Source organism: Pseudomonas rustica (assembly GCF_018336155.1).
Lineage (GTDB): Bacteria > Pseudomonadota > Gammaproteobacteria > Pseudomonadales > Pseudomonadaceae > Aquipseudomonas > Aquipseudomonas rustica.
In genome coordinates this window covers 370,909-383,427 of the sequence record NZ_JAGYHF010000005.1, presented here as the reverse complement: position 1 = coordinate 383,427, position 12,519 = coordinate 370,909, and the positions used below count along the sequence as shown (strand labels likewise).

The 12,519-nt window shown below is 58.8% G+C and carries 8 protein-coding genes; 2 read left to right on the top strand and 6 right to left on the bottom strand.

From position 1 onward, the window contains the following. Positions 1 to 141: 141 nt before the first annotated feature. Positions 142 to 1,053 (bottom strand): hypothetical protein, encoded by a 912-nt coding sequence (locus KFS80_RS11980; RefSeq protein WP_212544910.1) that lies wholly within the window; start codon positions 1,051 to 1,053, stop codon positions 142 to 144. Between the two features lie 222 nt (positions 1,054 to 1,275). Continuing rightward, positions 1,276 to 1,722: an azurin gene (gene azu, locus KFS80_RS11975; protein WP_053116784.1), complete on the bottom strand. Its 447-nt coding sequence runs from the start codon at positions 1,720 to 1,722 to the stop codon at positions 1,276 to 1,278. A gap of 340 nt (positions 1,723 to 2,062) precedes the next feature. Between azu and KFS80_RS11970 the strand changes: the two genes are divergently transcribed. Together KFS80_RS11970 and KFS80_RS11965 are read left to right on the top strand one after the other, a co-directional pair. Continuing rightward, positions 2,063 to 2,650, top strand: coding sequence for an LOG family protein (locus tag KFS80_RS11970; protein ID WP_053116783.1), 588 nt, complete (start codon positions 2,063 to 2,065; stop codon positions 2,648 to 2,650). Positions 2,651 to 2,717: 67 nt separating this feature from the next. After that, positions 2,718 to 2,906, top strand: coding sequence for a hypothetical protein (locus KFS80_RS11965; protein ID WP_158836123.1), 189 nt, complete (start codon positions 2,718 to 2,720; stop codon positions 2,904 to 2,906). 208 nt (positions 2,907 to 3,114) lie between these two features. Here KFS80_RS11965 and KFS80_RS11960 read toward each other — a convergent pair whose 3' ends face one another. From KFS80_RS11960 to KFS80_RS11945, 4 genes are all read right to left on the bottom strand, one after another. Further along, positions 3,115 to 4,005, bottom strand: a complete 891-nt coding sequence (locus KFS80_RS11960) for a transglutaminase family protein (protein WP_159815259.1) — start codon at positions 4,003 to 4,005, stop codon at positions 3,115 to 3,117. Next, a complete protein-coding gene (locus tag KFS80_RS11955) occupies positions 4,005 to 6,491 on the bottom strand; it encodes a circularly permuted type 2 ATP-grasp protein (protein ID WP_212544909.1) in 2,487 nt (828 codons plus the stop codon). Before KFS80_RS11955 ends, KFS80_RS11960 begins: the two co-directional genes overlap by 1 nt. A gap of 70 nt (positions 6,492 to 6,561) precedes the next feature. Continuing rightward, positions 6,562 to 9,855 (bottom strand): transglutaminase family protein, encoded by a 3,294-nt coding sequence (locus KFS80_RS11950; protein ID WP_212544908.1) that lies wholly within the window; start codon positions 9,853 to 9,855, stop codon positions 6,562 to 6,564. A gap of 279 nt (positions 9,856 to 10,134) precedes the next feature. Continuing rightward, the gene (locus KFS80_RS11945) at positions 10,135 to 12,447 is read right to left on the bottom strand and encodes a YgiQ family radical SAM protein (protein WP_053116779.1); all 2,313 of its coding nucleotides are present in this window, start codon (positions 12,445 to 12,447) and stop codon (positions 10,135 to 10,137) included. Positions 12,448 to 12,519 lie beyond the last annotated feature (72 nt).

Genomic DNA, 12,519 nt, shown 5'->3' with positions numbered 1-12,519 from the left:
TGTCGAGTGAAACGAGGCTGCGATCTTTTGATCCTGATCTTCAAAACCAGATCAAAAGATCGCAGCCTTCGGCAGCTCCTACAGAAAGCAAAAAGCGTCCCAAGGGACGCTTTTTTATTGACTCGATAACCTCTGTTGAATTCAGGAAGCGACAACTCGAACAGTCCAAGGGTCGGATAATCGACCATTATCAGACTTGATCCTGAAGGTATGAACCTTCTCTGCCAAATCATAAGCCGTCACTGTGAAAACTCCATTCGAGTCTGCATGGATCGAAGCCACGTCATTGTCGTAGTCAGAGAGAAACCCTTTTTCATTCGGATTTGCCGTGCCAACAAACGTCACCGTCTTAGCGGTTGTTTTTTCGTGGTTTCCAAGCAGCTTCAAATTTGAATCGATGACGAACTGGATCGCAAGCGGAGCTGACTCTTTGACCTCGATAACCCAAGGTCGGGATAAAACTTCATCAGGCCCAAGCACGGTAAACTGGTGGAGCCCTGTCACCAAGTGCTGAACAAAGGCGCTCCAATGGCTGTTACCGTCCACTGCAAGCGTTTGAAGATAATTCCCGTTATCGAAAAGTTTCACTTCCGTGTGGCTCCTCCCAAAGCCAACGAAGTTCAACTCGGTATCACGTGTGAACCCGCCTCTTTCGATTGGATTGCCATTGCTATCGTTAACCCAATCAATGTCTGCTTCCGTGGCCTTGCCAATGTAAACACGCCAGACATCCGACTTATGACCATCCATTGTTTGAACGGTATATGCATGCTCCCCCGCTGCCTCATCGGGAAAAAAGGCACTGAAATGGCAGTAATCGTCCACCCATACGGCGGGGTGCGTCCCAACTCCGTTATCCAGAATTTGCGCGTACTGGCTTGGTTGAGCCGATCCAACGAAAGACAAATCAGCATTATCGGTTACGCCACCATTGTCGATGGGCTCGCCCTTACCATTGGTGATGCTTTCAATTCGAGTCGAGCTCACTTTCGCGATCTTATCCAGCGAGCTAATCAAAGTACGCGGGTGGGGAAATTTCTCTTGATCGGTCATACGAAAACTCCTTTTTCGGAATGGATGCGCCCGGTGATGCGAGTGCTTACCCATCAGACTCAGGATCAAGATTTGTGTCTACTGTCAGAAGTTACAGGTATTGATGCTTTTCCGACCAGTGGGCCATGCTTGATGTTTCACTAAAAACACCCAGTCCAGCCACAAAAAAACGCCGCTGCGATAACCTCGCAGCGGCGTTTTTTTTAAAGCTTCAGCGTCTGATTATTTCAGCGTCACAGTGCCTTTCATCATCGAGATGTGGCCTGGGAACGAGCAGAAGAAGCCATATTTTTCAGCGGCGTCCAGCTTCGATACGTCGAAGGTCAGCGAATCGGTTTCTTTGGCGCCGATGATTTTGGTGTGGGCGATTACGCGAGCGTCGCCGTCTTTGAGGTAGTTCTTGTCGATGCCGGCGGCCAGACCGTCGGTGGCGATTGGCTGCATGTCAGCTTCTTTGCTGATCACCAGGTTATGGCCCATGACGTTCTTCGGCAGGCTGCCGGAGTGGGTCAGTTCGACGGTGAAGGTTTTGCAGCTCTTGTCGATCACGATTTCCTTGGTGTTGAAGGACATCTGATCGGTGGAGTCAACGGTGGTTTTGCATTCGGCAGCCATCAATTGGCTGCTGGCCAGCGCCAGCAGGGATACCGCAACAACTTTGGAAAACATGGTGAATCTCCAAGGCAGGGTTAACAAAAACACTAATGGTGGAAAGACTGCCTGAAATCTTCGCAAGTTCCTATGACTTGCGTCAAAAATTGTATACAACTTTCAGGCTATGACACTCATCGACAAAATCTAACGGCCAGAATTCCCGCCCCGCCCTATGATCGGCGCATCTACTGAAACGGAGTGCCTGTCATGTTCTTTAACGGTCTGTTGTGCAGTTTGCTCGCCGCCTACGCCTGTGGCGCCAGCGGTACCTTTGAAACACCGGAACGCGAAGTTTAGCCCTTGGATCGAGGCGTGCCAGCCATTACCCTGTGTCGGATTGACCCAGGAGAAAAGCATGTCTCTGAAATCCGTTTGTGTATTTTGCGGTGCCAACGCCGGTACTGATCCGGCTTACACCGAAGCTGCCGTTGCGTTAGGCAGAGCGCTCGCCGAGCGTAAGCTGACGCTGGTTTACGGCGGTGGCGCCGTGGGTTTGATGGGTATTGTTGCCGACGCCGCGCTGGCCGCTGGTGGCGAAGTGATCGGCATCATTCCGCAGAGCCTGATGGACAAGGAAATCGGTCACAAAAGCCTGACACGTCTGGAAGTGGTCGACGGCATGCATGCGCGCAAGGCGCGGATGGCGGAGCTCAGCGATGCGTTTATCGCGCTGCCCGGCGGCCTCGGCACTCTGGAAGAATTGTTTGAAGTCTGGACCTGGGGCCAGCTCGGCTATCACGGCAAACCGCTGGGTCTGCTCGAAGTGAACGGTTTTTACAGCAAACTCACTGCTTTTCTTGACCACATCGTCGGCGAAGGCTTCGTTCGCGCGCCACACCGTGACATGCTGCAAGTGAGCGAATCGCCGCAAACGCTGCTCGATGCCCTGGATAACTGGAAGCCGACCGTCACGCCAAAGTGGGTCGATCAAAAACCCGGTTAACCCTCGGACGTCGATACAGGGCAGAATACGCGCCGCTCAACCTCACCTTCGACCTAGAGGAACGCCCATGGCCAAACCCAATTACTCCTTCGCCAAACGTCAACGCGACTTGGCAAAGGAACAGAAGAAAGAGGAAAAGCTTCAGCGCAAGAAGCAAACCGCTGAAGAAGCAGCACTGAACCCTGAGGGTGAAGTGGCAACAGAAGATGATGTTGATGCAACCGAAGCACCGAAAGATCAGGCGCCTGACGCCTGAACCCCACCGGGTTTGATGATCGAATCAGACCCTGCGGATTTGTGACGGGGCTGGCGGTTTCACTGCCGGCCCTCACAGCCCCACTTGCCGAAACACCCCAATTCCCCTGTGGGAGCGGGCTTGCTCGCGAAGGCGTCAGGTCTGACTGCTCCTGTGTAACTGAAACAACGCTTTCGCGAGCAAGCCCGCTCCCACAGTTTAATTTGCGTTAATCCAGTGGCATCACGGTGACGCGCACTTCCGGATCGTGGTTGCCGCCGCCGAGGATTACACCGCGTAGCGGCGAAACATCTGAAAAGTCCCTGCCCCACGCCAAAGTGATGTGCTCCAGTGCCGGCTGCACGTTATTGGTCGGATCGAAATCCACCCAGCCCAACACCGGGCAAAACACCGACACCCACGCATGCGAGGCATCGGCGCCGATCAAGCGTGGCTGCCCCGGTGGCGGCTGAGTCAGCAGATAACCACTGACATAACGCGCAGCCAAACCTCGCGAGCGCACACACGCCAGCATCAAGTGCGCAAAGTCCTGACACACCCCGCGCCGCCGCTCCAGCACTTCCACCAGCGGCGTCGCCACTTGGGTCGCTTCGGCATCGAAGGTGAATTCGCTGAAAATCTTCTGCATCAACGCCTGCACACCGAGCATCAATGGCTGCCCCGCAGGGAAACAACTTTGCGAGAACTCGACGAAGCTGCGTTTCAAATGCACATACGGTGACTGGAAGCGGTATCGACACGCCTCAAGTATCTCCGCGGACAACGGCAGGCTGCTGTAGGTCAGCGCATCGCGAGTCTGTTCCCACGCTGGCGACTGCTGGAAATCCAGCACCGGCCGCGCCAACACTTCCACCGTCAGCCGCGCGTTCACCTGCAATTCATCATGCGGGCGCTCGAACGCCAGTCGGGTTAGCGGATTACCGAACACATCCAGCTCATCGCGGCGCGCCGTCGGCTCCGGACTGATCAGCAATTTTTGTTCGGTGCAGCGCTGCCAGGCACATTCGCGTGGCCATAGATGTGCCAACTGCTGCGCCAGCGACACCGGGCTGTCGTAGTGGTAACAGGTGTCGTGGAGGATCTGGTAATGCGCGCTCATCAGACGGACACCGTGCGTTGGCTGACATCATCGACGTGAGCGAAATGGCGCAGGGCCAGACGATCAGATACTTGCCCGCTGGCCTCAGCAATCTCTTGCAGCAGATCCGCCAGACCATTGAGCGCGGCGCGCACGCTGGTGTCACCGAACAGCGGATTTTCCAGACAGCCCAGATCGAAACGCGCCAGCCGCTCGACCAATTGCGGCAGCCCAGCCTCCCGAGGCGCACCGAAATCCTCGTTCAGGCGCTTCAACGTGCGCGTCACCAGTTTCAGCTGGAACAGCACCGCGTGCGGGTTCTGCTCATCCAGCAGCAACAGATCCAGCACCGGGATCAATTGCGCCACCGCCAGATACCGTGAGCGATAGGTGATGCTGCTGTTACCCAGTTCCAGTAGCCATTCCAGCCCCGACTGATCGAAAGCGCCGGCGCCGCGCAAAAATGCCGCGAGACTGCTGCTGAGGAATTGCAGACGTTCGATGCGCCGGCCAATCATCAGAAAGCGCCAGCCTTCATCGCGGGTCATGTCGTCGAGGGCAAACCCAGACAGCGCCGCCAGCGACATCACCAGTCGGTTGAGAAAATCCAGCAACTCGCCGAAGTCCGGCTCGTCGGTATCCAGCTCCATCGCTTCGCGCTGCAACTCGACAAGTGCCTGCCAGTTTTCCCGCGAGAGTTTGCCGCGCACCTGCGAGGCCGCCCACTGCAAGCGTTGCAGGTTGGAGCGCAGGCTGAATGACCAATCTTCGCCGAGCAATGCCGCCAAAAGGCGTTCAGGCAATTCGCCTTCGTCCGGCAATAGCGCCAGCCGTTCGCCAAGATCGACAGCGGCCTGCAATGCTTGCGGGTCATCACCGTCGACATATCGCGCGAGCATGATGCGCAGCAAGCGCGCACTGTCGTCGCAGCGCTCGCAATAACGGCCGAACCAGAACAGGTTTTCCACCACCCGCGACGGCAAATAGGGATCGCGGCGGACGAGGTCACGTACGCCGACATTGCGCTGAGTTTTCCACTGCTCACCGCTCGGCGGTCGTTCGCCCAGCACCCAGGTGTCCTTGCTCGCGCCGCCGCGCTGCATCGACACCACTTCGGCATCGGCCTCGGCGGCCACGCGGGTCAGGCCACCGGGCAGCACGCGATAACCGTCGCGACTGGCCACGGCATACATGCGCATGCCGATCGCACGGGGTTGCAACTGACCGTTTTCAGCCTGCCAGATAGGCGCGTGAGACAGCTGAGCCAATTCTTGCGCGACGTAGGCGTAAGGGCGCGCCTGCATGCGCTCGGCCAGCGCCTGACGCTGTTTTTCACTCAGATCACGACCAAACACAGGCGCGAAGGTTTGTGATGGGAATGCCGGTTTGATCAACAGTTCCGGAAGTTTCTCCAACGCCTGCGCCAACACCGGCGCCTCACCGCACCACCACGTGGCAATCGACGGCAGGATCAGTTCTTCGCCGAACAGGAATTGATTGATCTTCGGCAAAAACCCCAGCAACCCCGGCGATTCTAGCACGCCGCTACCCAACGCATTAGTCACCAGCACACGGCCCTGACGCACGGCTTCAAGCAGTCCGGGCACGCCGAGTGCCGAGTCCGTGCGCAGCTCCAGCGGGTCGCAGAAATCGTCGTCGAGCCGGCGCATGATTGCGTGTACCCGACGCAGGCCGCTGAGGGTTTTCAGGTAGACCGTGGCATCGCGCACGGTCAGATCGCCGCCCTCGACCAGTGGATAACCGAGCTGGCGAGCCAGGTACAAATGTTCGAAATAGCTTTCGTTGAAACGCCCAGGCGTCAGCAACACGATCAGCGGCGCATCATCGTCGCAGGGTGCCTGCCGGGCCATGGTTTCCTGCAACGTACGGAAAAAACCGGCCAGATGCTGCACCTTCAGGTCGCGGTACAACTCGGGGAAAGCACGGGAAACGATGGTGCGGTTTTCCAGCGCATAACCGGCACCCGATGGCGCCTGAGTGCGATCGGCCGTCACCCACCAGCGGCCGTCCGGCGTGCGCGCCAGATCCACCGCGTAGAGATGCAGGAAAGCCCCTTCCGGTGGCGCAATGCCCTGACACGGCCAGAGAAAATTGTTGTGGCCGAAGACCAGTTCCGCCGGCAGCAACCCCTCACTGATCAGCTTTTGCGGGCCATAAAGATCCGCCAGCACAGCATTGAGCAGGCGCGCACGCTGAGCAATCCCGGCTGACAACTGTTGCCACTCATCCGCCGCAATCACATGGGGCAGCAGATCCAGTTCCCACGGCCGATCCGCGCCTTTGGGGTCGGCATAGACGTTATAGGTGACGCCGTTTTCCTGAATCTGCCGCGCCAGCAACGCTTGCCGCTGCAGCAACTGCGCCGGGCTGCTGCGCTGCAACTGATCGAACAGCCGCTGCCAATGCGGGCGCACCGCTCCACTGCCGTCGAGCAGTTCGTGATAAGTGCCCGCCGTGAGCGGGTAGCGGTCTAGCAGGTCAGGCATGGAAAGCTCGGCAGACAGCAAGGAACGGTCAGACTAACGCAGGCACATGACGCCCGGATATACGAAAAATCTAAGCGTCGCGTACGATTTGGAAACGTCGTAAATCGATTGTCATCGGTAGCTCGTCAGTGATTTCCACCTTCGGTATAGGAAGTTTCCCTGGCGTGTGTCCGACGCGGAAGAATCGCGCCATACGCCGGCTCTCCGCTTCGTTAGCATTAACCGGCAGCGTCTCGTAATTACGCCCGCCGGGATGCGCGACGTGGTACTGACAACCGCCCAGTGATCGACCCATCCAGGTATCGAGCAGGTCGAATACCAGCGGTGCATGTACGGGTATCGTCGGTTGCAGGCAGTTGGCCGGTTGCCAGGCGCGGTAACGCACACCGGCGACGAATTCGCCGACGCGCCCGGTCGGGTGCAACGGCACCGCGATGCCATTACAGGTCAGCAGATAACGCTGCGGCGGCAAGCCTTTTACCTTGACCTGCAAGCGCTCCAGCGATGAATCGACATAACGCACCGTGCCGCCCGCCGCGCCCTCCTCGCCCAGCACATGCCACGGTTCCAGCGCCTGGCGCAGTTCCAGTTCGATGCCATTGACGGCGTAATCGCCGACCTTGGGAAAACGAAACTCCAGGTGCGCCGCAAACCATTCCGCCCGCAGCGGATAACCGGCGTTGTTCAGTTCGACGATGACGTCGGCGAAGTCCTGCTCGATAAAGTGCGGCAACAGGAAGCGATCGTGCAGTTCGGTGCCCCAACGCGCCAGTTTCGTTGGCGCATAAGGTTCGCGCCAGAAACGTGCGACAAGCGCCCGCAGCAATAATTGTTGAGCGAGGCTCATGCGTGCGTGCGGCGGCATTTCAAAGGCGCGCAATTCCAGCAAACCGAGACGCCCCGTGGCGCCGTCGGGCGAATACAGTTTGTCGATACAGAATTCGGCACGGTGGGTGTTGCCGGTGACGTCGATCAGCAAGTTGCGCAGCAATCGATCGACCAGCCACGGCGCGCATTCCTCGCCCGGCTCCGGCATCTGCGCGAAAGCGATTTCCAGCTCATACAACGCGTCATTACGCGCCTCATCGACGCGTGGCGCCTGTGAGGTCGGGCCGATGAACAATCCGGAAAACAGGTACGACAGCGATGGATGGTTGTGCCAGTAACTGATCAGGCTGCGCAGCAGATCCGGACGTCGCAGGAACGGTGAATCCGTCGGTGTTGCGCCGCCGAGCACAAAGTGATTGCCGCCGCCGGTACCGGTGTGGCGGCCGTCGATCATGAATTTCTCGGTGGTCAGGCGGGTTTGCCGCGCTTCTTCATAGAGGAACTCGGTGCGCTCGACCAACTCGTCCCATGTCGCCGATGGCTGCACGTTGACCTCGATCACGCCCGGATCGGGGGTGATGCGGAAGTTGCTCAGGCGTTGATCGCTAGGCGGCTCGTAGCCTTCCAGCAATACCGGGCAATGCAGTTCTTCGGCGGTGGCCTCGATCACTGCAACCAGCTCTAGATAATCCTCGACCCGCTCCAGCGGCGGCATAAACAGGTACAAACGCCCTTCGCGGGCTTCGGCACAGAACGCGGTGCGGGTCAGCCAATCGGCGGATTCGTCGATTTTTGGCGCGCGCTCATCAGACGTCGCCGGTTCGCCGTGAAGGTTGAGTTGGGTGGTTTGCGGAAGCTCGGGGAAATCCTGATTCGGATCTTGGGGATGAATAAACGGATATTCGGCAGCCTTCACCCACGGCTGCGAACCGAGCGGCAGGCGATAGCCCAGTGGCGAATCCCCCGGCACCAGACGGCAATGCTCATCGCGCAGATACCAGCGGCCGCTTTGCCATTGATCGCCCTTGGCTGTGCGCGCTAGCGGCAGGACTTGGCCGATCACCTTGTTCAGGCCCTGACTGAAGACTTTGCGCAGGCGTGCGCGCTCCAGCGGCTCCTCCAGGCGCGAGTCTTCGGCGCTGACGTTGCTCGGCAACGTGCCCTCGCGCCACAGGTAATAGAAGTTGTCCTCGTAGGCCGGGAACACAAAACGTGTAGGCAATTTCAGGCGTTCGGCGACACTGGCGAGAAAACGCCCGGCCAATTCACCTGTGGCACCGTAATCCTGTTGTTCGTCAGCAATCAGCGCGTCGTTGTGCCAGATCGGTATGCCGTCGCGGCGCCAATAGCAATTGAGCGACCAGCGCGGCAGTTGCTCGCCCGGATACCACTTGCCCTGACCGAAATGCACCAGGCCCTTGGGCGCGTAGTGTTTGCGCATGCGTTGGAACAATTCCGCAGAGAGACGGCGCTTGTCCTCGCCCAATGCAGCGGTGTTCCACTCGGCGCCGTCCGGGTCATCGATGGACACGAAAGTCGGCTCGCCGCCCATGGTCAGGCGCACGTCATCGGCTAACAGGTCAGCATCGATCTGCCGGCCCAACGCCTGAATCGCCAGCCATTGCTCATCGGTGTAAGGCTTGGTGACGCGCGGCGCCTCCCAGATCCGCTCCACCGACATTTCGTGACTGAACACGCATTCGCAGGGTTCGACCAAACCACTGATCGGCGCCGCCGAGGACGGATCGGGACTACAGGCCAACGGAATATGCCCTTCACCGGCGAACAGTCCAGACGTGGCGTCCAGACCGATCCAGCCAGCACCCGGCAAGTACACCTCACACCAAGCGTGCAGGTCGGTGAAATCCACTTCAGTGCCGGACGGGCCGTCGAGGCTTTTCACATCGGCGGTCAGTTGAATCAGATAACCGGATACAAACCTCGCGGCCAGCCCGAGGTTGCGCAGCAATTGCACCAGCAACCACGCCGAGTCGCGACAGGAGCCGGAGGCGTGTTCGAGGGTGTGCTCCGGAGTTTGCACGCCCGGCTCCATGCGGATCAGGTAGCCGATGTCTTCGCTGAGGCGCTGGTTGAGTGCGACGAGGAAGTCCACCGCTGGCAGCGGCGTGCGATCGATGGCGTCCAGATAGGCTTTGAATTTTGGTGTCAGTGGCAGGGTTTCGAGATACGGCGCCAGTTCCTTGCGCTCATCGGCGGCGTAGGCGAAAGGGATTTTCTCGGCGTAGGGCTCAAGGAAAAAATCGAAGGGATTGAACACGGCCATTTCGGCCAGCAGATCGACCTCGATGCGCAACTCATCGGTTTTTTCCGGGAAGACCAGCCGCGCGAGGTAGTTGCCCTGCGGGTCTTGCTGCCAGTTGATGAAATGCTGCTCGGGCGAGACTTTCAGCGCATACGACAAAATCCGCGTGCGACTGTGGGCAGCCGGGCGCAGGCGAACGATCTGCGGGCCGAGTTCGACAGCGCGGTCGTAGCGGTAATGCGTGACGTGATGCAATGCGACATGAATCGACACGGCGTGCCTCCTGCGAGCCTAAGCGTATTCGAAAGCGCGCAAGACTTATGCCATGCAGAGGCTTGGGCGCTTTCCCGGAATGCTTAGGGCAGTACAGCACCAAAATCGGGCGATGCGGGGAAATGGTTAGGCGAAGTTGCGCCTAAATGTGGCGAAGATCAAAAGATCGCAGCCTGCGGCAGCTCCTACAGGGAAACGCGAATCCCACTGTAGGAGCTGCCGCAGGCTGCGATCTTTTGACTCAAAAAAAAAACGCCAACCCGAAGGTTGGCGTTTGCTTTAGCGCGGTACGACCGGCTTGCGGGTCGGTTTCGGCCCTTTGCCTTTCGCGGCGTCTTTACGCTCTTTCGCAGCCTGTTGATTGCGGGCAAATGCCGCAGCCTTGGCCTGCTCACGCTTGTCCCACGGATTACCACCATCACTGGCACGCGGCGGCAGACCGGTGTGCTGCGTGAGGATCTTGGTGGTCTTCTCTTTGCCTTCCTTCGCCACTTTATGGCTGCCAGCCGGTGTCGAGTTTTTGCGACGGGCGCTCTGGTAGCTGTCGGTGGTCGGCTGGTGCGTCGGGATCAACTGATCCTTGCCCGAACCGATCAGGTCGCCGCGACCCATGCGGATCAGCGCTTCACGCAGCATCGGCCAGCCTTTCGGGTCGTGATAACGCAAGAACGCCTTGTGCAGACGACGCTGCTCTTCGCTCTTGACGATATTCACGCCGTCACTCTTGTAAGTGACCTTGCGCAGCGGGTTCTTGCCCGAGTGGTACATCGCGGTGGCGGTGGCCATCGGCGACGGGTAGAACGCTTGCACCTGGTCGGCGCGGAAGCCATTGCCCTTGAGCCACAGGGCCAGGTTCATCATGTCTTCGTCGGTGGTGCCCGGGTGGGCGGCGATGAAGTACGGAATCAGGTACTGCTCTTTGCCCGCTTCCTTGGTGTACTTCTCGAACATGCGCTTGAACTTGTCATAGCTGCCGATGCCCGGTTTCATCATCTGGTTGAGCGGACCTTCCTCGGTGTGTTCCGGGGCGATCTTCAGGTAACCGCCGACGTGGTGGGTCACCAGCTCTTTGACGTACTCCGGCGACTCGACCGCGAGGTCATAACGCAGGCCGGAGGCAATCAGGATCTTTTTCACACCCGGCAAGGCACGGGCGCTGCGGTACAGCTGAATCAGCGACGAGTGGTCGGTGTTCAGGTTCGGGCAGATGCCCGGGAATACGCAGGACGGCTTGCGGCACGCGGATTCGATTTCCGGCGTTTTGCAGGCGATGCGGTACATGTTCGCGGTCGGGCCACCGAGGTCGGAGATGACGCCGGTGAAGCCTGGCACCTTGTCGCGGATCTCTTCGATCTCGCGAATGATCGACTCTTCGGAACGGTTCTGGATGATCCGGCCTTCGTGCTCGGTGATCGAGCAGAAGGTGCAGCCACCGAAGCAGCCGCGCATGATGTTCACCGAGAAACGGATCATGTCGTAGGCAGGGATCTTCTCCTTGCCGTACGCCGGGTGCGGAACACGTGCGTAAGGCATGCCGAACACGTAGTCCATTTCTTCGGTGGTCATCGGAATCGGCGGCGGGTTGAACCAGACGTCGACTTCGCCATGCTTCTGTACCAGCGCGCGGGCGTTGCCCGGGTTGGTTTCGAGGTGCAGCACGCGGTTGGCGTGGGCATAAAGCACCGCATCACCGCGGACTTTTTCCATCGACGGCAGGCGGATCACGGTCTTGTCACGAGTCATGCGCGGGCTGGCCAGAATTTGTACAACCTTGGCTTCCTGCGGATCGTCGACCGGGCCCTTTTCCTGTTCAATGGCGCAGGCCTGGGTGTCCTGGGTGTTCACGTACGGGTTGATGATCTTGTCGACCTTGCCCGGACGGTCAATGCGCGTCGAGTCAACTTCGTACCAGCCTTGCGGCGTGTCACGACGAATGAACGCGGTGCCGCGCACGTCGGTAATGTCTTCGATCTTGTGACCGTAGGACAGACGCTGGGCGACTTCGACAATCGCGCGCTCGGCGTTGCCGTACAGCAGAATGTCGGCGCAGGCGTCGATCAGGATCGAGTTACGCACGCGATCCTGCCAATAATCGTAATGGGCGATGCGGCGCAGGGAGGCCTCGATGCCACCGAGAACGATCGGCACATTTTTGTAGGCTTCTTTGCAGCGCTGGCTGTAGACCAGGCTTGCGCGATCCGGACGTTTGCCGGCCATACCGCCCGGGGTATAGGCGTCGTCGGAACGGATTTTCTTGTCGGCGGTGTAGCGGTTGATCATCGAGTCCATGTTGCCGGCCGCGACGCCGAAGAACAGATTCGGCTCGCCGAGCTTCATGAAGTCGTCTTTGGACTGCCAGTTTGGCTGGGCGATGATCCCGACGCGGAAGCCTTGCGACTCCAGCAGCCGGCCGATGATCGCCATGCCGAACGACGGGTGATCGACGTAGGCATCACCGGTGACGATGATGATGTCGCAGGAATCCCAGCCAAGCTGATCCATCTCCTCCCTGCTCATTGGCAGGAATGGCGCTGGCCCGAAACATTCGGCCCAGTACTTTGGATAGTCAAATAACGGCTTGGCTGCTTGCATGTCGATAACCGGTGTTGGCTTTCATTGAATTTCGCGGGCGCGGAATATAGCACAAATTTTGACCAATTCCGA